Here is a 25,550-nt window from a genome sequence, read left to right as displayed (position 1 = left end):
AAGATAGCAATACTTTAGCTTTTTCCTAAGTATTCATTTAATATTTGTGTACAATACCATTCCTGACGAGGTAAATGAAAAGGTCCTTTGAAAAGATTTCCTTTTGCGGTTTGAGCAACAGTTCCGTCTCTGTGTAAATACCCGAACCATTCTCCGTTTTCTTTGTCATGAAATTTGCTGTAAGAGTAGTCGTGAATCATTTTATGCCATGTTGCATATTTTTCATCTCCGGTCATAGTATAGGCTAATAATGTTGCAATAATTACTTCATTATGAGGCCACCAAAATTTCATATCCTGCCAATATTCCTGAACTGGCTGACCATAAACATCACAGAAATATAAGATTCCGCCATGTTCTTTATCCCAACCGCGTTCCCACATATAGTCCAGCATTTTACAACCCAATTCAATCAAATGAGGATCGTTATTTCTATATTTTGCTTCATGCAAAATAAACCATGCACCTTCAATGGCGTGACCTGGATTTAAGGTTCGTCCATCAATATGATTGATTATGGAGCCATCAGGAGCAACTTGTTCCATCACACATTGAATGTCATGTTTTACAAAATCACGTTCAATTTCCGCGATCCATTTGGTAATCCATTCGTCACAGCGTGGATCGCCAATTGTTTCTCTTACCTGCTGTGCCGTATTAATCATAATCATTGGGGATCCAATTCCTTTTGCAGGACGTTCACCAGTATATTTGGGCTCTAACAATCCCGGTGTACTTGAATATTTGATGCATTCCCCAAATAAATGACGCGCCTGTTCTGCGATTACGTCATCTCCGCTGGCCTTTGCATAAGCACTCATTGCGATTACGGCAAAGGTTTCAGAAAAATAATAACGGCGTTTACGAATCGGACTTCCGTCACGGGTTACATGAAAAAACATTCTTCCATCAGTATCAAAACAGTGTTGATTTAAAAAATCGATTCCTGATTTTGCACCTTCTAACCATTCTTGTTTAGGTTCAATTGTGTTGTAAAGCGTTGACAAAAGCCAGGCTGTTCTCCCTTGAAACCAGACCGATTTATCGTCGTCAATAAGATCACCAGTTTGACCTCGCATCAATAAATAACCACCGTGAATTGTGTCAATTGAATGAGGAAACCAAAATGGCACCGTGTCAGTTAATAATTGGTTATGATAAAAATCTTTTAAGTGTAATAGATCCGTTTTTGAATAACTCATTTTATATATGTTTTAGACTTAGTCACACTAATGGTACTAAGTATTGATTTAGCGTTGTTGACTTTTATTTTAATAGTTTGAATTCAATTCTAGTTTAAAGGTGGAACAGGGAAGATCAGCCTCGTTTATCAGATTTGCAGTTGTATAGGGTTTCCAGGCATATAAAACAGCTTTTATTTTTTCATTTTTTGGAATAGGGATCGAAACCTCATTTTTAGTAATTATCGCACGAGATTCGATCCGGATTCCTTTTTCGGTTACTAATTCAAAACCGATTAATTCTTTTTTATCTGCTGTCGACAACTGTTTTGCATTCGAAAAAGTGATTACAATTGCATCTCCTTTTTGTACTGCTTTAATTGCTGATGGTCCGTTTGCGATTACCGCTTTCCCATAAGTGTATTTTAAAGCTAAAAGCGCCAGACGATCTCCAACCTGCTTTTTTTGAATAGGATGAACATTTGTAGAATCACCATAATCCATACTAATCGCCATGCCGCTATAGGCGATATTTTTCTGGATTTTGGTTTGTGCATCTCTAAAGGACGGCCAGGTTGGACGATCTGTTCCTGACAATTGAACATAATAAAAAGGGAGGGAAGCTGTTTCCCATGCTTTGCGCCAGCCTTGTACTAAAACTGGCATTAAATGTTCGTATAATTCGATGTTATGTGCATTACTTTCTCCTTGGTACCATAGAATTCCTTTTATTGGGAATTCTGTAAAATGCGATACACCAGCTTCAAAATTGTAGCAGGGAGCATAAGGATGTCTTTGCTTTGGATTTGTAGCATTTTTTAGATTTACATCTGCTCGAGATCTGACCCACGGCATGATGTAATCCGATTTTCGCCAATTGGTTAAGGCGTCTACAATTTTGTCGTCGTGTTCAAAAGTATAGCGGTCAATCCAGGATTCGATTGGAGATCCTCCAACAGCCACTTGTATTAAACCTATTGGGACATTTTCTTCATGAGTAATGTTTTTACCGAAGTAATAGGCTATTGCTGAAAAATCTTTGGCACTAATAGAATCACATATTTTCCATTTTCCGGAGAAGAATTCTAATTGATTGGTTTTTTGTAGAGTAATGGAATCCCAGGCTTTATCATCTGTTTCTGCAATCGCTTCAAAATTGAATAAACGCAGGGTTGCATTCTTACCAGCATTTTTAACCTCAGATTTCCCATTTGCAGATTTTTGAAGAGGAAAAGCCATATTAGATTGTCCTGAACAAAACCAAACATCTCCAATTAAAATGTTTTTTAGTACTATATTTTTTTCATCAGAAGAAATAGTAATTTGATGCGTTCCACCAGATTTCATTGATGGGAAAACCACTTTCCATTTGCCATATTCATTTGCTGTAACAACTTCTTTTTGATTGTTAAAAGCAACTTCGACTTTACTACCGCCATTTGCATTTCCATAAATAACAATAGGCTGATTGCGTTGAAGTACCATATTGTCAGTAAAAATGGGAGCCAGATTTAGTCCTCCAAAATCTTGTGTAATAGCTCCGTAAACGGTTTTTGCCAGAATTGTGGCGCCTTCTTCTGTTGGATGCAAAGCGTCAGGAAAAAGGTCCGGACGATTGTATAATTTTTCGTGAAGGTCAATTAAGTTTACTTTATTTGCTTTTGCAATCGCAGTAATATGTTCCTGAATCTGCCAAAACCAATCCCGGGTTCCCGATTTAAAACGAGAATGCTCGTTGAATATCGGAGTCATTCGGCAGATGTATATTTTTATATTTGGATTCTGGTTTTTAAAAGTGTCAATTAACCAGGAATAATCAGCGTCAAAATCGTCTTTGTAATTCGGCCAATTTCTTGGATCAGTATCATTTAATCCCAGGTGAATGATAGCAATATCCGGTCGATAAGCAATCGCCTTAGTATATTCTTCGGTTTTAAAATACGGTGTGCTTCCTTTTTTTAGAAGCGTTGCACCACTATGTCCAAAGTTTTTTACCTCGTATTGCTGCCCAATTAAAGTTTGAAGCTGTGAGGGATATGATGCTGCTGAAGGATTAGATAAAAGATAGCCAGCAGTTACAGAATCTCCAATACAAGCAATTTTTGTAATGGTTTGCGCTTTCATTTCAAGATTAAAAATCAGCGAAATGAAGCATATATAGGTCAATATAATCCGATTTTGTATCATCATTATTTCTCAGATATTATTAAAACTGAGTTGATTATTTAGCTGGGCAGAACGCATGGCTCCGCCCTAGCTTAATAAAAAACCAAAAAACTAACTAACAATTCTTTAATGTAAAAAGGGGTAAACGACTACATTCTATGCATCTGCAAAGTCATTTACTTTTGGACGCAGAAAACTAAGTTGAACAAATAGTGCCAACGTTACAACTCCGGCCATTAATGCAAAACCAAAACCTAAAGTTCCACTATCGGCAGATTTTCCGAGTAGCGATGTAACTAGTGCGCCGCAGGCGACTCCAGTCATATTTAGAACACCATAGGCAGTTGCCCGATGTTTTGAAGAAACAAATTGACAAATGATAGGCATATTATTAGCATCGAACATTCCGTATCCTATACCAAAGCATAAAACAGCTCCGACTACGTGAAATAAGGAGTCCCCAAAACCAATCAGCATCAATGCGGGAATCGTTAAACTCAGACCAATTGCACTGGTATAAACTCTTCCTTTTATATTTTTTTGAACCCATTTATCCGACAAGATTCCACCAAAAATAACACCTATTAAAGAGGATAATGAGATTGAAATGGTTGCCAAAGGCCCAGCCTGATCCATTGAAATTCCTAAATTATCAGAGAATAGAGTAGGAAGCCAGTTTTTTGTTGCCCAACCTGGTAAACTAATAATAGCGAAGTAAAATAGAATTACCCAAAATGAAATATTCGTAAGCAATAATGCCAAACCTTTAAAAAGAGAATCTTTTTCGATTGTTTTATTAAATTCAGGATCGAAAACCTTTGTTGCTACTTTTTTCTCACTTAAAAAGAAAACTAAAACAACAGAATATACAATACCCACAATACCAAAATGATGAAAAGTAGTATGCCATGAAAATTTAGCCGCTATTGTTGCTCCAAAACCACCTAAAGCCGAACCTACATAAAGTCCTGTCATGTGAATTCCGATCGCCAGAGATCTGGTTTTTTGCTGATGAAAATCGGCAATTAAAGACAAACCAGCAGGAATATACAAAGCTTCGCTTACTCCCATAACAGCTCTCAGCCAATAAATCTGATTATAGGAAGTAGCATAACCCATTGCATAAGTAACAGCAGACCAAACAAATAAACTTCCAATAATTAACCATTTTCTATTTAGTTTGTCAGCAATAATTCCGGAGATAGGGCTCATTAGTGCATATATCCAAAGAAAAATAGCCATTAGACGTCCAAAATTCTCGCCTGATACCAATTCAGGAATATCCGCTTCCATAGAAGGTCTCATGGTGGCGAGCATTTGCCTGTCCATATAGTTTAAGAGCGCTACAATCCAGAGCAGAGCCACTACCAACCAAGGATAATATTTAGAGTTTTTCATATTTTGTATGCTTTAATTTTATTCTTTAAGCGTTGATGTCCGTTTGATTATTTGATCGTTCCCAGCATAACATCTGGTGTACGAATCCCAGGTTTTATTTCTCCATTCGACAATACGATATTATCATTCCATAGGGTTGCTGTTGTAGTTACGTGGGCAAGGAAAGGCAATTCGCCAATTTTCGACCATTTATCCGTACGTGTGTTGTACAACAGAACATCATTATAAAAACCTTTGTGTGTTGTATTTAATATGTTTTTATCGGTAATAAGTTTTGTTTTTTCTTCTTCAGAAGTAGCTTTTGCAATCTGCGACAAATAGGTTTCGATTTTATGAAAAGTACTTCCGTTATCTCCACCAATAAGTACAATATATTCTTTCCCAAAAGAAACGCCGGCACCGGCTGAAAAATTGGTTTTGTGTTTTCCGTCAGAGATATCGGCTTTGTTTTCCCAAATTTGTTTTTTCAAATCAAAAGCCAAAGTAGTAGGGTGTAAGTCGCTTATTCCTGATGCTGTTTTGGTCCTTCCTCCAACAATAAAAATTTTATTATTTTGTATTACCGCAACAGAATTGGCTAATGCAAAAGGTAATTTGGGTAATGGCTTCCATTCTGGTTTTTCAGTGTTTAAATCAATACTAAAAACTAAATCGGATGAATTTTTTGCCTCATCTCCGCCAATTGCATAAACTATATTCTCATTATGGGTAAGCGCAATGTTGGTAATTGCTATTGGAAGATCAGGTAATGGATTTGTTTCTACTTCATTTTTTACTGCATTCCATTTTAGAAGATAAGCTTTATTTGAAAGTCCGTTTTCATTTTCTCCGCCAACATAAACAACTCCTAAATTTGTGGTTGTGTTTCCGGGATAGGCTATTGCTTCCGGTAAAGTACTGGCCACTTTTTTATTCCAATTGTATTGATTTCCTTCTTTTTGTAAAACATGAATTTCATTTGAATAATGTTTTTTTCCTCCTTCCCAAGGCATTTTATCCTGAAAATTGGCTCCGCCTGCAACAATCAAAACGTCGTTGCTAATTCCATTAATCGGACCAGCAAAACCTAAAGAAAGGCTCCCATCAGCATTTTGCAGTTGAGCTGCTTTTTTCCATTCGACTTTTGAAATATTTGTTTTTTGTGCGTGACCAATCGTTGCTGACATAATTAAAATAGTAAGGATTATGGAAGAAAAGGATGTATTCATATTGTTTGTTTTAAGGAAAACGAACTTGATTATTTTGATTTAAAAGCATCGAAATTTAAACCTTCAACATCTTTTTTGAATAGCTCAAATTGCGCTGCGCTCATGTTTTTAACCGGTAATCTGAATTCTCCTAAATCATGCCCAACTACTTTCATATAAGCTTTTCCTACGGAGATTCCGCCATATTTTCCTAAGAAACGAATCATATCAATTGATTTTTGCTGAAGCGCTCTCGCTTTAACTAAATCATTGTTATTGAAAGCTTCAATTAAATCATAATACAATGGAGCTGCATAATTAAAAGTACTTCCAACAGCACCCTTTGCACCTAAAACCAATGCTGATAACATATTTTCGTCACGTCCCCAAAGCATGTCAAATTTTCCATTTTCATAACTCATACAGCTTTGAAAATCCATGAAATCTTCATGTGTATATTTTACTCCGGCAAAATTCAGCAATTTACCATCCAAAGCTCTTACCAAATCATACATTGCAATGTTAACACCTGTCAACACAGGAATATGATAGTAGTAAAAAGGCATGTTTGGAACACTTTCTCCAACTTTAATACAGATCTCGGCAAGTGTATCAACGTTAGAAGGTTTGAAGTAAAATGCTCCGGTTAAGGAAACGGCGTATAAACCAATTTCATAAGCATGTTTTGCCAAGTCGATACAATCCGTTAGACAAGTTCCGCCAAGGAAAACCATAACTTTAAAATCGGCATCGTGGTTTGAACAGTCTGCCCATGCTTGAGCAACCGCTTTTTTCTCTTCTAACGAAATAGAAACTCCTTCTCCGGTTGATCCGTTGATAAAAGCGCCTGTAATTCCGTTTCTTTTTAGAAATTCGTAATAAGGAGGAATAAGACTTACATCTAGTTTTCCGTTGCTGTCAAAAGGAGTAAAAGGAGCAGAAATCAGACCTTGTAAATGTTCAATTTTCATGATTATATTTTTTTATTGTTTGTGTTGTGTTTAATTAGGCTGGAAGGATTTCCAGCCTAATTTTAAACTGTATTTTTTATTCCGTTCTTATAGTGGATTTTGAACAATTTTTGGATTAAAGTTTATTGTGTTTTGTGAGATTGGAAACAATACTTGTTTTCCAGTCATTGACGGAACCAAATCGGTTCTGTTGAAACGAACGATATCCCACCATGATTTACCTTCAAAAGCTAATTCTTTTAAACGTTCTTTTAAAATAACATCATCATTAGCTGTTGGTGTACTGTTTGTAAAAGAAGCCGAAGCATCTGCTCTTTTCATTACCATATCCATTTCGGCAGTAGGGTCTTGTCCAAGAGCATTTTTAATTTCAGCTTTCATTAAAAGAATGTCAGCCCAACGGTAAATAATAATATCACTAACAAATCTTCTTACAGTTCCATCTACAGTTCCATTATATTTTACTAATCCGGTAACAACTGGGGTAGATTCGTTGTATAATGTTAAATACGTCGCATCTTTTCTTGTATCCGTTGCAGCAAAATTAAATCTTGTAATATCTGGCTGTACTCTTGAAATCCCTGCATTACCAGAACCACTTCCTAAAGTTCCAAATGTTGCTATTGCTGTTGCTGCCGTTAATGGAGCAAAATCACTTGGACCAACAAACATAAACTGATTCCAGTTATCCAGTAATGAAGAAGGTAAATCAGCCAAAGAATAACGAACTGCAAAAACTACTTCGGCATTTGCCTTTTTATCGAATGCAAAAATATCTTTAAAGTTAGGTAATAAAGTTGGTGTTCCAGGTATTGTATTAATAGCGGTTAAAGCCGTATTTAAATCAGTCGTTCCTCCGCCTAATTGTTTTGCTGTCCATAAATTAACATCAGCTTTTAAAGCGTATACAGATGCAAGAGACAATTGAGTTTTGTTATTTGCAGTATCAGGAAAATTTGAAATTGCTAAATCAATATCTGATTTTATGAAAGCAAAAGTTTCTTCAATTGTGTTACGCGGAATAATATATTCTGATTGATTGGTGTTTTCTGTTGGTTGCGTCACAATTGGAACACCACCCCAGGAACGCGCCATGATAAAATAACATAAAGCACGCATTGAGTAGGCTTGAGCAATATAGCGCTTTTGTTCATTAACAGTTGAAGGGCTAAATTGAATTTGAGGAACATATTTCAAAACCAGATTTGCCTGATGAATTACAGTATATAAACCGCCCCATTCAACATCTATGTTTTGCGGCGTAAGATTGTTATTGTAATAGTTTGCTAAAGTTAATGGAGATTGTACACCACCTGTTATTTCAGCACTTCGTGCACCGCCCAGTAAATAATAATTTTGTTGGGTCTGAATCCTAAAGTTAACGTACATTCCGTTTACGCCGGCTTTAGCATCATCTTCAGTTTTCCAAAAACTATCAGATGTTATGACACTATTAGATGTTAGTTCTAAATCTTCCTGACAAGAATTCAATAGAGAAAGACAAGTAAATAGTAGTGTATATAGAAGAAATTTCTTTTTCATGATTTTAGTATTAAAATTTACAAACTGATATTTAAGCCAAGGATAATATTTCTGGGAATTGGATATGTACCAGTTGATCCTGCTGCATTTAATCCTAAACTTGATCCTCCGTCAATACCTTGTACTTCTGGGCTCAACCCTTTGTATTTTGTGAAATAGTATAAATTGCTTCCCGTTACGTACATACGAAATGATGCTAATTTTACCTTTTCAACCCATGTTTTTGGGAAGCTATAGCTGAAAGTGATTTCTCTTATACATAAATAATCTCCACTTTCGTAATAACGGCTATTTCCCTGAAACATATTAGTATTGTAAGCAGCTCCACTAGCTTCAGATCTAAATAAATTGTTTTGATTGGTCTGATCTGCCCAACGGTAGCGAGGTATATCTGTAATATCACCTTCTTTTTGCCATGATTGTGCACTTTCGGCAAGTAATCCATAATTACCTTGAAACTGACCAAGAAAACGTGCTCTTGACTCGTTGTAAATTGTTGCTCCTAATGAGTAATCTGTCCTTACGGCTAATGAAAATCCTTTATAAGCTGCATCAAAATTGAAACCTCCTACGAAAGTTGGGAACATATTACCCATGTAAGTTCTGTCTCTGCTATCGATGATTCCATTATTATCAGTATCTTCGAAAACGGCATCTCCTGCAAATTTTTTACCTTCTGGATTACCACCGGTTACAGCAGTTTTTGTTACATAGGTATCGTGAACTTTTAAGTTGTAAGCATCGGCTTCTGCCTGAGTAGAAAGTATATATAATTGTTTGTGAGCATAAAAATCTCCAATTTTTTGTCCTTCCTGCAAACCTCCAACAAATTTATAGGTTCCACTTCCTGCATCCCAAATCTGAGTTCCGCCAATTCTGTTGTTTCCATTTCCATTAAATGGAAGTTTCTCCACTGTGTTTGTATTATGCGAAACATTTGCACCTACATTAATTTTCCAGTCGTTTTGATTGTAAACGTTGGCTTGTACTTCCAGTTCAAAACCTTTACTTCTTAATCCTCCCAAATTGGTTAAAACCGTATTGAAACCACTATTTGAAGCCAAAGTTAAATTGGTCAATAAATCCGAAGTTAATTTGTTGTAAAAATCTCCGATAATTCTAATTTTATCTTCGTTGAATCCTAAATCAAAACCTCCATTTACAGTTTCTGATTGTTCCCATCTTAAGCCTGGATTTGCAATTTGAGAGTTGATAATTGCTGATTGTCCATTGTAGCTATTAGGAAGACCATTTGTTGTCCCTGAATACAATCCGCCAGCCTGAAAATCACCTAAAGTTCCTAGGTTACCATTTACACCGTAACTTCCTCTAAGTTTAAGCGATGAAAAGAATTTTGGCATAGTAGCAACCCAAAATTTTTCTTCATGCATATTCCATCCTGCAGATATACCAGGAAAGAAACCATATTTATTGTCTGGTCCTAAGCTTGAAGATCCGTCATAACGGAAAGAGGCCGTTGCAAAGTATCTGTTTTTATAATCATAATTAACACGTCCAAAAACACTGTTTAATACTAGTTTAGTATCGTTACTGTAAACAGAAACCGGAATTGGAGAAGAGTCTAATGTTTGTGCTAAATCAGATGGACTTCCTTTTCCAGAAGCATTAAAATATTTAATGGATCTGTCATATTTAGAAACGCCTAACTTGGCATCAAAATTACCAACATTATCCCATTCTTTTTTATAGGCAAAAACTCCTTCGTATTGTGTCTGAAAAATTTGATTGCTTAATCTTGTTGCTGTACGAGTGTTGTCTACTAAACCGCTGCTACCGCTTAAAAATGCTTGTTGAAAAGTGTTGTCATTTTCATTTTCACTGTAAAGAGAGATCGCAGGAGTGAAGGTAAAATCTTTGGCAAGTCTTAACTCACCATCTACACTCATTTGTAATTTATTATTTTCGTTAATTCCTTTAACTTTACCCATTTGATATAATGGATTTCCATTAATATTATTTTGACCCGGAGCTAATGTTCCGTCTTCCAGATACATTTTTGTTGTTGGCGAGTTTCCTAAGTATCGATTAAAAACTACACTATTGGCAACAACCTGATTGTTGCTAGATTTAGAAAATAAAACACGTCCGTTAACAGTAAAATTGTCTGCTATTTTTAAAGAAGCATTTAATTTACTGGTGAATCTTTGATAACCAGTAAAAATAGTAATACCATCTCCTTTTAAGTATCCTAAACTCAAATCAAAAACACCAGTGTCAGTACCTCCGCTAAAACCAAGGGTGTGACTTTGTGTAATAGCATCCTGGAAAAGTACATCATTCCAATCTGTACTTTTGTACATAATGGTATTATTAGCATTAAGCGGGTCTTGAATTTCCTGCCAGCCCTTAGCCTGTAACTGGCCAATAGTTTCTGATGATAAATTAGATTTTAATAAAGTAGCAAAAGGAGTATTGTTTAAAAGGTTATTACCAGTACCTGCAGGTGTAGCTCCTGTTAGTTGCCCTAATCTTGCAATACCTGTTGTAGTTGAAAGCCCTGCCAGTTCAGCAGCATTATACAAACCTAAACGCTGAAATTTAATATAATCTCCACCATCCATGAAATCATATTTTTTAGCAATTCGGCTATTTTGAGTCGAAACATTATAGGTAACTTTTAATTTTCCCGCTTTACCAGTTGAAGTTGTAATGATGATAACACCATTTGAGGCACGAGCTCCATAGATTGATGTTGCTGCAGCATCTTTTAAAACCTGAAGTGAAGCAATATCAAAAGAGTTAATATCATCAATTTGAGTACGAATTACACCATCTACTATATATAAAGGAGTTGCTCCTGATGGATTATCGATAGAAGTACCTCCTCGGACTATAACATTAGAAGCTTTTCCTGGTTGACCAGATGAAGTTTTAACAACCAAACCGGTAACATTTCCTTGTAGTGATTGAGTAACGTTTGAATAAGGCACATTTTCTAATACTTTTTTATCCAGTTTAGAAACGGCAGTACTTAAGGTTCTTCTGTTTTGAGAACCATATCCTACTACAATAACCTCATTCATTTGCTGACCGATCTCTTTAAGAACAATATTAAGCGGAGCAGAAGTTATAGTTACTTCTTGTTCCTGGAGACCTATATAAGAAACAATCAATGTAGTGATGTTATCTGGTAAATCAATACTGAACTTTCCATCAAAATCAGTTTGGGTACTAAAGTTAGTTCCTTTTGCAACAATGTTTACGCCAGGCAGAGCTTCTCCTTTTTCGTTAGTAACGGTCCCTGTTATTTTTTTTTGGTCAGGATTATTCTTTTTTACATTCTTATTTGTAGAAACAATACTTTTTTCTGTCTTTGCAGCTACTGACTGCATGTTGAAAATTAAAAGTACTGCAGCTGCTACTTTAATGATTTTTGAGTGATTAGGAATAAACCTATAATTTTTAGGTTTACCTTTAGGCAATAATTTCATACTTTTGTAATGGTTTGGTTAATAATAACTTTGTTAAAGGTCTATTTATTTATCTTCCAATCATTGATCCTTACGAGGACCAGCCAGCAATGTGTCCAGCATTTGCTGGCTTTTTTATGATTAAAAAACAAAATATTTTATGCAATGGTTTGAATTGATATTTTGATGTGATCTTTAATTTCTTACTTACGATATAAAACTTGTATTTTCCTTTTTTTGATTTTTAATGAATAAGACTGTTAGAAACGATCTTAATATTTTTTTGTTTTTGGAATTCCAGCGTCGATAAATTATTTTATTGATAAAAATGTAATTCAGGATTTTAAAGTGTTTTAAAAAATCCACTACTTATTTTTACTATCATTTAACAATCAAGCACCGCTATTCGGATGAATGTTATGATAACTTTACGAATAAATTAATTTATTATAACGAGGTAAAGATATAAAATATTTTAATATAACAACTTTAGTTATTAAAATATTTTAATAATTAAGAAAGGTTAATGAATTTAGTTGTTCATTAAAGGAGATAACATCTTCTCTTTAATAACACAACAAGCGCCAATAACGCCAGCACGACGGCCTAATGTAGACTTTTTGAGTTTCATATCACGGTTAACTAAACCAAGTGAATATTTTTTTAATGCAGATTGAATTGGTAATAGTGCGTAATCACCTAATTGTGCGAAATCTCCGCCAATTACCAGTAAGTCAGGGTTGAAGATATTTAATAAAACAGATAAATAGCGCCCCATTTTTTCACTTTGTTTAGTAATTAAGTCTACACAAAGAGTATCTTCAGAATTGACAGCTCCCATAATAATGGCATTATGTTGCAGATCAGAAGAATTTTCATCGAGAACAATTTTGGATTGTTTCCCGTTTTTTATAGCATCTTTAAATTGGTTAATTAACGACCAGCCAGAAATTTCAGTTTCTAGACAACCTAATTTTCCACATTGGCACATAATTTCATTGTTGAAAATTGTACTATGGCCAAATTCTCCTGAATACCCTGATTTTCCGTAATAAAGCTTACCATCGGTAATAATACCAATAGCAACTCCCCAGCTATAATTAACAAAGATTATATTTTGTTCATCATCTACAACACCTTCGCAATATTCACCAAAAGTCATGGCACGGGTATCATTTTCAAGATGAACAGGAAGGTCTAATTGTTCAGAGATGATTTCTGTTAAAGGTCTGTTTTCACTAAAAAAATAATTATAGCTAAAACCTTCCATTGAATTGATTCGACCTGAAAAGTTGATGCAAACACCAACAATTAGTTTCTTGTCTACAGAACTATCTTCAATAAATGAATTGATTAGTCCACAAAATTTCAACAAAGATTTTTGATTGTTTTCGAGAACAAAAGCAGTTCCCAATTCAACACTTACTAATTCGTTTTTAATATTTTGTAAACCAATAGACATACTTGTAATTCCTACTTCAACTCCTAGAAAATAAGCACAAGTTGGGTTAATACTAAATAGGGAAGGCCTTCTTCCTCCGCTATTGGTTATTTTTCCCATGTCAACGACGTAACCTTCGCTCAGTAATTCGTTAACAGCTTTAGTTACTGTTGGGACACTAGATTGTAGTTCAGTACTTAATTCAGCGATGGTAGCATTTCCGCCAGACAGTAAACGCTTGGTTATAGATTGTCTTAACATGTGCCACTTTTGGCCGGAAAGGCTTTTGTCTTTACTAATATCTAATAAATCTTTTAAACTCATTATTTTAAGAATTAAGAAGGTCTTTACAAACTTACTATATTTTTTAAATAATAATAATAACAGGGCGACTAATATTAAAATATTTTCAATACTATTTTTTTATTATAAATTAATTTCTCTTCGAAATTAATTTTTCTAACTGATTGATTTCTTAGATTTGTAGTATGCACCAAAAACTCTTTTTACCATGCCTATAATTGAACAATCAGAATATGATTTTCCTTCTATAATGCATCGAAACAGGCATATTTCTACTATTTATGCCGCTTTGTTTAAAAAGTTTGATGCTCCGGGATATACGAGGGAAAAGCTTGAGTTGAGTGATGGAGATTTTATCAATATCGATTTTATTATAAATGATCCTAAAAAAGCAGTGATTTTATGTCATGGTTTAGAGGGAGATTCCCGTAGAACTTATAATAATAGCTGTGCGGCTTATTTTCAACAAAATGGTTTCTCTGTTTTTGCATGGAACAATCGTACTTGCGGAGGAGAAATGAACCGTCTTCCTAGACTTTATCACCACGGTGCAGTCGATGATCTCGATGAAGTAGTTCAGTTTGTTTTGAAAAAAGGATTTCAGGATGTTTATTTGATTGGATATTCAATGGGAGGTGTTCAGCTTCTCAATTATTTAGGATGGACAAAAATTGATAAGCGGATAAAAGCCGCAGTTTCGGTTTCAGTTCCAACTCATATCGCTACTAGTGCTGAAGTACTTAAGCAAGGCTTTAACAGAGTCTATTTAAAGAATTTTACAATCGATATTAAAAGAAAACTGAAATACAAGGCAGCACAGTTTCCTGACTTTATAAACCGCGATCAAATTGATAAAATTTCTTCTTTTGATGAAGTTGATCAATATTTTACAGCGCCTTTGCATGGTTTTGCGAGCCGTGATGATTATTACCAACGCGTCTCTCCGGAATTTTCTCTTAGAAATATTACGACTCCGGTTTTAATTATTAATTCTCTTGACGACCCTTTTTTAGGTGAAAGATGTTACCCAAGAGCTATAGCGCAAGACAGCGCTTATGTTTATCTTGAGACCCCAAAGTACGGAGGACACTGCGCTTTTCCATTGCGTGATTCAGAGTATTCGTATGCTGAGATAAGAGCTTATGAATTTTTTGAATCTTGTTGACCAAGTGAGAGATTTTTAAAACTCAGTAAAAAAAGTAATGTACTTTTGAATTAACATGTCCCGAATTTTTGAATCTTAGATAATCGTATCTATAAGGATGATCTAAAAAATAAATAAAATCAGGAATTTTAGTTAAAAAAATAGCAGTTATATATTTTTTTAAATTGTTATTAATATGTTGATAAATAATGGTTTATAGTTTGTTTTGATGAAGGATTCAAAGCAATTAATATTTATATTTGAAATTAATTAACGGCTTATTAATTTAAAATATTTATTATGGAAAAAGCTATACAATTAAAAGTACGCAAGGAGTTAAATGGGCAGCAGCAATTGAATATAATTAGATTGAAAGGGAGCTTAATTTCTAAAGGCTATACAGAAATAATACATATTCTGGATCAGGATGATGAATTCCATATTAATTCATTTGAAACTCCGGTTGAAACTAAGAATGAAGTGCAGGAGTATATTAAAGCATTTATAACTAGAGAAAACCTGATGGATACAATTTCATTATATAAATGATAAAAATAGTGAAGGACTAAATTTTAATAGTTGGTATTTATTTTAGAAATCTATTATAAATATCTAGTTAAACAACAATAAATGTATAGTCATCAATAATTTTATAGGATCTATGTGTATGAATTTTAATACAGTTCATTACTAAAAATATCAAAAGCATCTTTTAGAATATAAAAGGTGCTTTTTTATTTATATAGATGATGATCTTTCTTTTGCGCCCATAATAAGAAGCCATAAGCAAATGCCGATTTCTCCCAATGCTGAAGGTATACTTATATATTGTGAAATACCAAAAGTTGAATAATTCGGAATTAAAGTATTACCAATAAAATTGATTAGATAGCCAATACAGCCAAGCATTAATAAAAGACCAAAAATTTTCGGTAAGAAACCAGATTTATATACCAAATAACCAAGAGGGAACAGCCATAATCCCCAAAATATCGAAACCATTAGAATTCCATTGTCATATTGGTTAAGATAAAACATCACTTGATTTTGGAGTTGTTCATTTGCGACAGTAATGGAATTATCACCATTAGTAAGGGAAAGAACCGCAAATTTATTTTGGATGTTAACGAATGAAATTGGAACGCTAATTACAGCTAAAAGAACCATTAATTTTGCATAAAATTCGTTTACTGGTTTTAGGAGTTTGTAAAGCGCAATAGGCAGTATTAAAAAGAAACTATAGCAGACTAATCCGCTTACAATTCCAAATCGGAAAAGTGTTTCAGATTCTTTTATAGCATTAAAAGTAGCTGTTGGATTATCCCAAAAGATAAGTTTAGAAGGTACATAAGCCAAACTGAAAACTCCTGTTAGCACTACAACAAGGTATAATAAACCTGCAATTCTCGCCTTTTTTTTATTTGATGTCATTTCTTTAGATGATTATGTTAAGTCGGTTTGTTTTGGCCATTTAAAAGCCGTCCAGACAATTACAAAAGTTAATACACTTTCTAAAATCGCATAAAAAACATAAAATGCTCTCCATTCAGAGATTGATGTGATTGCAATTAATAACATAATAGCAGTGAAAAACAAACCAAATATAATGTTCAGCAACTTGTTTAATCGAGGTTTTGCAAGAATTGAAAAACAAACCATTATAGCGGGAATGGCTAATAATAAAGAAGCTAAAAATAGTTTTACAGGACTGTTTAGTAGATTTGTTCCGTCAACTAAGCCTGCTGTTTTTTCAGGTATGTAAAGCTCAAAATAGTCGCCATATAGATATAAAAAAGTTACAGACGCCCATAAAAATGCCAGTTTAATTTTAATATTGATTTGGAAATCTTCAAGAACAGCTTTTTTCATCTTTTTGAGGTTTAATCTGTTTAAAACTTCTAATAAGACGATTAGGTGCTGATAATGTTACAGTTAGTGGTGAGGATTAATTTAAACCAGCAAGAAGGAGGGCTAGAGAAGGAGTTAGAATGTTTTGATATAATTAATTGCAAAACTTTTTCCATCATATGAAGGTGAAATAAAAGAGGTCGATTTATCTTCTTTTTTACCAAATAGTTTGCGTGTCAAATAAGGATTCATCCAATATGCTGCTTTGGTACATAGTATTCCGATTCCGGCTCCGGCCGCTACATCGGTTAACCAGTGCCTGTTATTATACATTCTGAATATTCCTGTTCCGGTAGCAATGGCATAACCAGCTACACCATACCATATCGATTTGTCTTTATATTCCTGATATAAAAATTCGGCGCCTGCAAAAGCAATCGCGGTATGCCCTGAAGGAAAAGAATCATTTGAAGTTCCATCGGGTCTTTCAACATTGGTAATCGATTTTAATCCGAAAACCGCTCCAATGGTAAGAATAGTTGAAGTAGCTAAAATAACAGAACGATCTCTCATGTTATTTTTTCCTTTTACACCAAAAGCGTTAAGCGCATATACAGAAACAGCAGGAACATATCTTGTAAAATCATCTATTGTAACCTTTGTATCTATGTTTTCTGTAATTTCATCGCGAATCTGAAAATTAAAACTTTTTATCTGTCCACTTTCGATTCCCCAAAATCCATATCCAATTAAAATACCTGGTATTATAATTTGTTTATAATTGAAACGTATATTTCGAACAGTATCCGTCTGAATACTGTCTACTACAATGGTGTTTTGTGCCAAAGAATTATAAGATATCAGTAGTAAAAATAAAAGAAGACTAATTTTTCTCATTTATAAATTATTACATGATAATGAAATTTGATCTAAATACTTTAGAAGTAATTGTTTTGCTGCGGAGTAATTTATTTTTTATTAGAATAAAGATACTAATTTACTGGATGTTTGTTAGTTATCTTGGTTTTCGAACTTCCTTAATTTCTCTTTAAGTTCTAGATTTTCTTTGGTTAAAAAAGCAATTTGATCAAGTAGACCATTTGGAATTGTGGAAGATCGTTTTGTAAAATTAGTGGATATAGAATCTTTTTTGAAATTATCTTCAATGACTTCACTTCTGTCCACATCTAATACTTGCGTAATTCTATCCCATTCATCATTTGTGATTTTAGTTAAACCACGCTCTTTTCGGCTGTAAGTGGCTTGGGTCATATCGAGTAGATTAGCCATTACATCCTGCGTTATTTCTCGCTTTAAACGCATTTCTTGTAATTTGATCCTTTTCAATTTAAATTAATTATGATTTAGATTATTAATACGATCCGTGATTATTGGGATTGTTTTGCTTTAGCAGTAAGTGTAAAGGCCTTATAAACACTAAAATATAAAAAAAGCATGTACTATGTATTGTCTCTTCCATATCTTAAGCAAAAATTAATTTTAGACAGAGCTACAGATAATCGCTTTAAAAAGTTTTTTTCTTTAGTTCCAGATAATAATGTTTTGGTGGTGGAGCTTGTTTTTGTTTTTTAATTGTATTGATTATTTTTTTAGGTATAAATCCTACGTATAAATACGCGAATTTTAAATCTGAGTTATCTGAATGAAATTCCTTAAATCTATCTAAAAAAGTAATTTTAAAAAGGAGAAAAAGGCGAATAAAAACAGGTTATTTGATTTAACAAATGTTTAGGTTGACGAGATTTTAAAAAATATAAAAGTCTAATTAAGTCTGATTTATTTTTGTAAGAAATAATTTGGCGCTTATTTTGTAAAGTGCTATTTTTTAAGGTATTTAAGTAATATGTTAAACTTAATTTTAAAAATAAGTATAATTTGAAAAAAAATAAATGCATGAAAATTTAACTAAAAAAAGTTCCACAAATTTGATAATAATTGTTAATATTGTTATAAAGAAAAAGCCTTTCAATTGTTGAGGATTATTTTTTTGAATCTAAATTTGATTTTATTATGCTTTCACAAATTCTTTATATGCCTATGATTTAACCTCAGTGTATTCAAGTTAGTTAAATTGCTAAAGCCCCTCAGATTATGGATTTATTCTTTTCAATAAAGTTTGTAAATGTATTTCTATATCTGTTAATCTATTAACAAACCAAAACAATCAACCAAACTAATAACCTATGGCAAAACGACTACCCAAATTACCTCCTTTACTACAAAGTAAAATCTACAAAACCGGACAAACCAGAAGTGCAAATGATGATGTGATTTTCCAAAATAGGGCCAATAGAAACGGTACTGTTTTAATACCTTTTGAATCAATTCATTTATTTGATATTTCTGTTTTCACTTCTGACAGATTTGAAAGTGGATTTATTGTTGTCATCAGCCCTGAAGAATATTACACAAATCCTGACACATTAGTTGAGATGAAAGCCAGGAAGTTAAAACTTGGTGTCAATGCTATCTTGCTTTACGAGACAAGAGCACAATGGAATGAATTTAATCCTTACAAAAATAAGCTTGCTATAGCTGAAAAAAGAACATCTCCTATAGATGGTCATTTTGTTGCAAGAATACTAACGTCAACTTCAAAAGACGAAGAGAAGATTATTCTTGGTTTCAATACCAGTAGTTGCAAAGGTGCCGGAATCAGAGTAGCAGAATACGCTTCTCTTTTAACGATCAAATCTTCCCACTTACAATTAGAATATTTATTCTGGCTCTGTTATAATTCCAAAGAAGTAGCACTTGGTGCCGGAATGACAGAAAGTGAGATAGAAAATCGAATAGCAGCTATAAATACTGCTTGTAATAATCAAAAATTATCTAATACAGATCGACTTTACAAAACTCGAATTATTGATAATGCCAAAAACACGATTTGTCCCCTTTGTTTAAAAAAATTAAGTGCAGAGGCTTTTCTACTAAATTTCTTTGAATCTGCAGAGAAGTTAGATATCGATAAAGAGATTAGTCCCATAAATCTTTTTTACATTAATCAGTTGAAAACCGGCGAATTTAATCATGTCCCTTATAATTTGGCATGGGGACATCAGAATTGTAATATGATTTGTAAAGAAACTGGCGTAATCGAAACTATTAAATGGATGAAAGAGGTCGTTGTAAATACGATTATTTTCAACAAGGATTCATCTAATTAATGATTTGGAACAGGTGTTTGGGATAGGTTTAGAAGCCTGTTTTGAATAATGTATCGAAAATAGAATAAATCCATAAAACAATAAATCAACTAATTAGAGAAAAGCTTTTTGTGCTAAAAAGTAATTTTTTGTTATAGACGAAAATTAGTGAGTATGTGGTTTTTCCAGATTATAAGTCATCTTTCAAATCAATTATTCAGGATTATAAAATACATAACCTGAATAAAAATTCAATAAAAGCTGTCTTTTTGATTTATTTAAAAGTGGTCTCAAAAAACCGAAAAAAAATCATCAAAAAAAAAAGAAAATGTTTAGCGACTTAAGAAAAAAATATATAGAAAATTATAGTGGTTTTCCAAAAGAAATTTGGATTCTGGCATTAATAACCTTTATAAACAGAACCGGGACAATGGTAATTCCGTTTCTCTCAAAATACATGAGAGAGAACCTGCATTTTGAATACAATCAAATTGGCTGGGTTATGGTTTGTTTTGGTGTTGGTTCTTTTATTGGCACCTGGTTAAGCGGGGTGTTATCCGATAAAATTGGATTTTATAAAGTAATGATAGGAAGCCTTTTTGGAAGTGGAATAATCTTCTTTACGTTACAGTATACAACATCATTTGAAGGGTTTTGTATTGCAATTCTCTGTTTAACAACTGTTGCCGATATGTTCAGGCCGGCAATGTTAGTATCTTTAAATACATACACTCGAAAAGAAAACAAAACCAGAGCGCTGGCCTTAGTAAGAGCAGCAACAAGTTTGGGGTTTCTGTTTGGTCCGCCTTTGGGTGGTCTTATCATTATACTAATCGGTTATAAATATCTTTTTTATGTAGATGCGGCCACTTGTATTTTGGCAGTTTTAGTTTTTGTTCTTTTAGTTAAAGAAAGAAAACTGCCTTTTAAACTCAAAACACACAATATTGGAGTAGACAAATACGCAATATTAAAAGATAGAACTTTTATAATGCATATGTTCATTTCGCTGATAACAGGGATTATGTATTTTCAGGTGTTTACGACATTGACATTATATCATAGAGAACAATTTAATTTATCAGAAGTAAACAGTGGTTTGCTTTTGAGTTTTAGCGGAATACTAACATTGCTTTTTGAATTACCCATTGTTAATTATGTAGAAAAAAACAAAATGAATAAGCTGAATGTTATAATGGTTGGTTTATCCTTTATGGTGCTTAGTTATGTTCTTCTGCTATTAAATGATAAATGGTATGGAATATTGTATGTAATGATGTTTTTCATGACACTGGGAGTAATGTTGACTTTTCCTTTTTCAAACTCATTTGCCATGACCCGATCACATAATAATCAAGAGGGGAGGTACATGTCTGTTTTTACGATGAGTTTTAGTCTTGCACATATACTAAGCGCTAAGACAGGGATGGAAATTGTCGCATATGCAAGTTACAGAGCCGACTTTATATTTATGAGTTTAATTGGTTTATTGGCTATTTCGCTTTGTTATTGGCTGGTAAGAATGGTTGAAAAGGAAACAATAGAAACTAAAATAAAAATAGTGCAATCCATTTTTGTTGATAAAAGCAAAAAACGATAATCTGCATGCAATGTTTGAATAAAAATGAGCTACTCATATTATTAAAAAACACCCATTTAAAATGAAAAAATATATTGTACTAAATGTCATAATTATTTTTATTTTTTTAGTTTCTCCGAGTTTAATTTCACAAGAACTTTATGCCGGAATTGAAGTAGGAAGTAAGGGAGTAAAAATGTCGGTAATAAATGTCCAAAACATTAGAAAAGGGAAATATGAAGTAGTTGATTTTTGGACAGAAAATGTAGCTATCGCTAAAGGGATAGCCGTAGATAGAAAATTAGCAGCAAATGATATTGACACTGCTTTTGATGTAGTAGTAAAAAATTATACGAAACTTGTTAAGGAATACAAAATTGATGAAAAAAATATCTTTATTGTGGTGTCTTCCGGAGTTGGAATGGCAGAAAATGTTGATGTTTTACTCCAAAGATTGTATGTTTTTACTAATATAAATGTGGGGATAATTACCTCTGAAACAGAAGCAAAGTTGTTGTTAAAAGGATGTATTCCTCCAAAAGAATATTCTGATTCGTTGATTCTTGATATTGGCGGAGGAAATACTAAAGGCGGATATGTGGAGAAATTTAATGAAGATGATATTTTAATATTTTACCCTGTAACACTAGATTTAGGAACTGTAACTTTTACGGAGAAAATAAGCAAAAAAGCGAAAACGAATTCAATTGCCGAATTTAACGAATTGTTGTCTGCAGCACTGCCTGAGTTAAGAGAACAGACAGATCGCTTGTATCAGCAAAGTCCAAAGATTTTTAACAAAGATAATGTTTACATGTCCGGTGGTGCCGTTTGGGCTTTCTACACACTGTTTAAAGGAAGTGGAGCAATAGAAAATTTTAATTCATTTGAAATTAAAGATGTTGAAGCTTACAATACCATGATAAAAACGGATTATGCAAAATTTGAAGCATTAGCAACGCAAAATAAAGATGTTGAGAAAGTGCTGAAAACTTATTCTCAAAAGTATTTAATTGCAGCAAATGCCTTATTATTGACACTATTAGAGAAAATGCCTGATGCCAAATCTAAAAAGATCTACTTCACAAAACAAGGACAAATGGCGTGGCTGCTTTCTTATATTGCTGATTCTGCAAAAAGAGCAAAAAATATCCATTGAGATTAACTTATTTTTTGAATACTTCTTAGGTCTTAAACAGGTTGAAATAAGTGATTTAAAGTGCTGTAATTGGCGATTTTGAAACAAGTAGGGCATTCGTATTTGGGAAATAAATGAATCTAATAATCAATAAAAAACCAGTAATCTCATCGATTACTGGTTTTTTATTGATTATTTGTAAAGAGCAATCTGGTAAACAACGCTCTCTACTCGCATCAAACATATAATTTTAGGTAAGCAGATAGTTTAGTTTTTAATTCTAAAATCAGGTTTTTTTCTCATAGATGTGCTGGCAAACAGTTGATCATTTTTAAGTTTTATAAAGTCTATTCCGAATTGCTTGTCCTGATACCAATTACTGATAAGGGAATTGAAGTCTTTATTTTGAGTTATTCCAATAACCTTGGTATCATTGATGAGCAGATCTTTTAAAATTATTTGATCTAAATATTCGTCGGAAATTGAAATTGCATCAGCAAATACAATAAGGTGGCTGAATCCTGATATTACTGAATTGGTTAGTGTTAAAAAGGTATTTTCTCTAATTAATATTGCTTCGTGTTTAAGCCCTTCAATTTCAGTTCCAATATCTTCTGTATGCATCATTGTGAAATTCGTAGCATTTACTCTTGTCATTTCTTTTTTGCTGTCTAAAACCTCTCCTTTTCTCGTGTCGACAGTTTCCATTTCAAAACATCGGGATCCATAGCTATCTGACAAAAACGGACTCCTAATTGCAATGCTGTTAGATATATTACACTGAACACCCTGAGTAAAATCAAAGTCATCATCGGCAGATCGCAGAGATACTAAATGACTGGTATTTATATATCCTCCGTAGAACTGAAAGGAATCCTCATCAGATGAGGTAACCTGTATATATTCTAATTTTGTTTTCGCTCCAACCCCTGCTAATGATAATCCGTTTATAGGCTTATTATGGCTTGTTTTTTTTCCTGAAAATTCAATTCGAATATATTTTAAAATACCGGAGTCACTGTCCTTGTTATTTCCACCATAAAGTGCTTTTTGTGGGTCAAGCTCAAAATCCAAAGTACCAATTCCTCCAGTTTTGTTTATTGGTGCATCTCCTAAAATAATAATACCTCCCCAGTCCCCAGGATTTCTATCTCCGGAGTTTCTGTTGGAGGTAAAAACAATCGGGTCAGTTTCAGTACCTTCCGCAATGATTTTGGCACCTTTTGTAATTACTAATGTGGTCAAAGTATCTGCATCACATCTTACCAATGTACCCGGTTGAATGGTCAAAATTACATTTGGAGCGACATAAACCGTACCGACCAAAACATAAACATTTTCTTTTTTTAATGTCATGTTTGAAGTAATTGTACCAGTTATTATTATGGAAGCGTCGTTATAGGTGGTCGTTTTGGGATTGAAATTTGTCCACATGTTCAACCAATTGGTATCACCATTAATACCTTTAGTATTCTGTGCTTTAATTAATAGCGTGAAAGTAAAAAATACAAGTAACAGTAATTTCTTTTTCATAACTTCTTTTTTTTAAAATTTATTTTAAAAAAAAGGCCAGCCATTAAAAGCCAGCCATTTTACGATTTCAAATCCATTATAATTTAGAAGCAATTTCTTTTTTATACTTGTTCAGAATTGATTTCGTCATCCCTAAGTTAGCTTTAGTTGAATCAACTGCCAGATAGATCATATACATGTTGTTATCAGAAATATCAATAATATGAATTTGAGATGTCAAAGTAATCATGATATCTGACACAATCTGGTTTTTTAGTCCTAAAGCACTAATTGCATTCATTTTTGCTTTTACAACTTCAAGGTTGAAAGCAGATGCTAATTCAGGATCAAAATCTGCAACAACAGATTGTGAAAAGTAGGACATTCCACTTTGAATTTCAGCAATTGAAACTGCGATGAAACCCGGTACATTTTTTTGAAGATCTTCTCCGAATTGGTTTAAAAAGTCTGACATAGTTTTAGTATTTAATTGTTGTTTTTTATTTTTTTTCATTTTGTTTTCAACTGCAGTTCTGACTTTACAAATATATTTTTAAAAACATTTTGAATTCTTTTATGTTTGATTTGATTTGTTGATTTTTTCTTGTTTTTTTTGGAATTATACCTTGTTTTTGAAACTTTTTTTTGAAAAATACTGAAAATGAGGTATTTGTGTTTTAATATTTTGTAACCATGAAGTGGTTGTTTTTAGAGATATTTGAATTATTTGCTTTTTAAGGTTAATTTATTCATAATCAAAGACTTATATTTTGTTTTTTTTGCCATACAATGGTGTTATAATTTTAAATATTTATTAATCATGTTTTGTTTAAGCTGTTTATATTCTGTTAGTTGTGTTTTGTTGTTCTATTTTTTACCCCTTTAATGGTTTTATTTTGTTTAAAAAATACTTTTCTATTCTCACAAATTACAGGATGAAAATAAAAAGGTCATTTTTGGAATGATTTTATGTCAAAAGCGATATGATTTTAGGTTTGATTGTAATAAAACAAATTTCATCGCAGAGAGAAATTATAATTAAGGAAGCTTGTGCTCAAAAAAGAAATCAATGTTTCTGTCCTGAAAAAAGAATAATTATAAAAAACTTCTTGTGCCATAATTTTGTCACGGGAGCTTTTGGGTTTATAAAAATATTTACAAGGTGCTTTAAATGAAAAAAATCTGCGAAGCTTTATATTCAAGGGTTTTAGGTGTTCTTTAGTACTTTAATTTACGAATCCTTTCTTGATTGTTGTCATATAAATTCTGCACATTTGTAGTTATGTTACTACAAGTTTTTGAATTCAATTTTTACTTTATACCATTATATTTGTAATAGAGAGATTTATTACGGTTTATGGTAGAAACCCAACTTGTCGACGTGACGAGTTGGGTTTTTTTATTTTTCTCCTTACAATAAAGGGATTAGTTGGCAATTGAGCATAAAAAAAGTCCTAATGAAAATTAAGACTTTTTTGTAGGGAGAACAGGATTCGAACCATAAGTTAGGAACCCTTGTATTTCCTGCGTTTTTGTTTTTCT

At 33.0% G+C, this 25,550-nt stretch carries 19 protein-coding genes; 5 read left to right on the top strand and 14 right to left on the bottom strand.

From position 1 onward, the window contains the following. Positions 1 to 14 precede the first annotated feature (14 nt). The 8 genes from AC3ITQ_RS19540 to AC3ITQ_RS19505 all read right to left on the bottom strand — a co-directional run bounded on the left by AC3ITQ_RS19540 (position 15) and on the right by AC3ITQ_RS19505 (position 13,641). On the bottom strand, positions 15 to 1,202 hold the full coding sequence (locus AC3ITQ_RS19540; protein WP_489235804.1) for an AGE family epimerase/isomerase: 1,188 nt from the start codon (positions 1,200 to 1,202) through the stop codon (positions 15 to 17). A 69-nt stretch (positions 1,203 to 1,271) separates the two neighbouring features. Continuing rightward, entirely contained in the window at positions 1,272 to 3,347 is a 2,076-nt protein-coding gene (locus AC3ITQ_RS19535; RefSeq protein ID WP_489235803.1) for a GDSL-type esterase/lipase family protein, read from the bottom strand. A gap of 156 nt (positions 3,348 to 3,503) precedes the next feature. Then, entirely contained in the window at positions 3,504 to 4,745 is a 1,242-nt protein-coding gene (locus AC3ITQ_RS19530; RefSeq protein ID WP_489235802.1) for an MFS transporter, read from the bottom strand. A gap of 47 nt (positions 4,746 to 4,792) precedes the next feature. Further along, the gene (locus AC3ITQ_RS19525) at positions 4,793 to 5,953 is read right to left on the bottom strand and encodes a galactose oxidase (RefSeq protein WP_489235801.1); all 1,161 of its coding nucleotides are present in this window, start codon (positions 5,951 to 5,953) and stop codon (positions 4,793 to 4,795) included. A gap of 29 nt (positions 5,954 to 5,982) precedes the next feature. Further along, positions 5,983 to 6,903 carry a dihydrodipicolinate synthase family protein gene (locus AC3ITQ_RS19520; RefSeq protein ID WP_489235800.1) on the bottom strand — a complete coding sequence of 307 codons (921 nt, stop codon included), beginning with the start codon at positions 6,901 to 6,903 and terminating at the stop codon, positions 5,983 to 5,985. Positions 6,904 to 6,990: 87 nt separating this feature from the next. After that, positions 6,991 to 8,445: a RagB/SusD family nutrient uptake outer membrane protein gene (locus tag AC3ITQ_RS19515; RefSeq protein WP_489235798.1), complete on the bottom strand. Its 1,455-nt coding sequence runs from the start codon at positions 8,443 to 8,445 to the stop codon at positions 6,991 to 6,993. A 17-nt stretch (positions 8,446 to 8,462) separates the two neighbouring features. Further along, positions 8,463 to 11,897 carry a SusC/RagA family TonB-linked outer membrane protein gene (locus AC3ITQ_RS19510; protein WP_489235797.1) on the bottom strand — a complete coding sequence of 1,145 codons (3,435 nt, stop codon included), beginning with the start codon at positions 11,895 to 11,897 and terminating at the stop codon, positions 8,463 to 8,465. 511 nt (positions 11,898 to 12,408) lie between these two features. Continuing rightward, entirely contained in the window at positions 12,409 to 13,641 is a 1,233-nt protein-coding gene (locus AC3ITQ_RS19505) for an ROK family transcriptional regulator (protein WP_489235796.1), read from the bottom strand. A gap of 187 nt (positions 13,642 to 13,828) precedes the next feature. Here AC3ITQ_RS19505 and AC3ITQ_RS19500 point away from each other — a divergent pair, with 187 nt between their 5' ends. Beyond that, positions 13,829 to 14,785 (top strand): YheT family hydrolase, encoded by a 957-nt coding sequence (locus AC3ITQ_RS19500; protein WP_489235795.1) that lies wholly within the window; start codon positions 13,829 to 13,831, stop codon positions 14,783 to 14,785. 279 nt (positions 14,786 to 15,064) lie between these two features. Next, positions 15,065 to 15,313, top strand: a complete 249-nt coding sequence (locus AC3ITQ_RS19495) for a hypothetical protein (protein WP_489235794.1) — start codon at positions 15,065 to 15,067, stop codon at positions 15,311 to 15,313. A 189-nt stretch (positions 15,314 to 15,502) separates the two neighbouring features. Here AC3ITQ_RS19495 and AC3ITQ_RS19490 read toward each other — a convergent pair whose 3' ends face one another. The 4 genes from AC3ITQ_RS19490 to AC3ITQ_RS19475 form a co-directional block, all read right to left on the bottom strand. After that, positions 15,503 to 16,195 carry a DUF4386 domain-containing protein gene (locus tag AC3ITQ_RS19490; protein WP_489235793.1) on the bottom strand — a complete coding sequence of 231 codons (693 nt, stop codon included), beginning with the start codon at positions 16,193 to 16,195 and terminating at the stop codon, positions 15,503 to 15,505. A 12-nt stretch (positions 16,196 to 16,207) separates the two neighbouring features. Next, positions 16,208 to 16,633: a DUF6326 family protein gene (locus tag AC3ITQ_RS19485; RefSeq protein WP_489235792.1), complete on the bottom strand. Its 426-nt coding sequence runs from the start codon at positions 16,631 to 16,633 to the stop codon at positions 16,208 to 16,210. Positions 16,634 to 16,747: 114 nt separating this feature from the next. Beyond that, on the bottom strand, positions 16,748 to 17,509 hold the full coding sequence (locus tag AC3ITQ_RS19480) for a phosphatase PAP2 family protein (protein ID WP_489235791.1): 762 nt from the start codon (positions 17,507 to 17,509) through the stop codon (positions 16,748 to 16,750). 114 nt (positions 17,510 to 17,623) lie between these two features. Beyond that, positions 17,624 to 17,935, bottom strand: a complete 312-nt coding sequence (locus AC3ITQ_RS19475; protein WP_489235790.1) for a helix-turn-helix domain-containing protein — start codon at positions 17,933 to 17,935, stop codon at positions 17,624 to 17,626. Between the two features lie 881 nt (positions 17,936 to 18,816). On the opposite strand from AC3ITQ_RS19475, the gene AC3ITQ_RS19470 reads away from it, so the two are divergent. From AC3ITQ_RS19470 to AC3ITQ_RS19460, 3 genes are all read left to right on the top strand, one after another. Continuing rightward, complete coding sequence (locus AC3ITQ_RS19470) at positions 18,817 to 19,800, top strand: BstXI family restriction endonuclease (protein ID WP_489235789.1); 984 nt, start codon at positions 18,817 to 18,819, stop codon at positions 19,798 to 19,800. Positions 19,801 to 20,107: 307 nt separating this feature from the next. Beyond that, positions 20,108 to 21,379, top strand: a complete 1,272-nt coding sequence (locus AC3ITQ_RS19465) for an MFS transporter (protein WP_489235788.1) — start codon at positions 20,108 to 20,110, stop codon at positions 21,377 to 21,379. A 61-nt stretch (positions 21,380 to 21,440) separates the two neighbouring features. Further along, a complete protein-coding gene (locus tag AC3ITQ_RS19460; protein WP_489235787.1) occupies positions 21,441 to 22,517 on the top strand; it encodes a Ppx/GppA phosphatase family protein in 1,077 nt (358 codons plus the stop codon). 246 nt (positions 22,518 to 22,763) lie between these two features. Here AC3ITQ_RS19460 and AC3ITQ_RS19455 read toward each other — a convergent pair whose 3' ends face one another. Together AC3ITQ_RS19455 and AC3ITQ_RS19450 are read right to left on the bottom strand one after the other, a co-directional pair. Beyond that, positions 22,764 to 24,029, bottom strand: coding sequence for a hypothetical protein (locus AC3ITQ_RS19455; RefSeq protein WP_489235786.1), 1,266 nt, complete (start codon positions 24,027 to 24,029; stop codon positions 22,764 to 22,766). Positions 24,030 to 24,105: 76 nt separating this feature from the next. Then, positions 24,106 to 24,483, bottom strand: a complete 378-nt coding sequence (locus tag AC3ITQ_RS19450; protein WP_489235785.1) for a hypothetical protein — start codon at positions 24,481 to 24,483, stop codon at positions 24,106 to 24,108. Positions 24,484 to 25,550 lie beyond the last annotated feature (1,067 nt).

The sequence above is a fragment of the Flavobacterium sp. KH_001 genome (genome assembly GCF_057840745.1).
The sequence above is the reverse complement of the archived record's forward strand: the minus strand, read 5'-3'. Positions and strand labels throughout refer to the sequence as shown.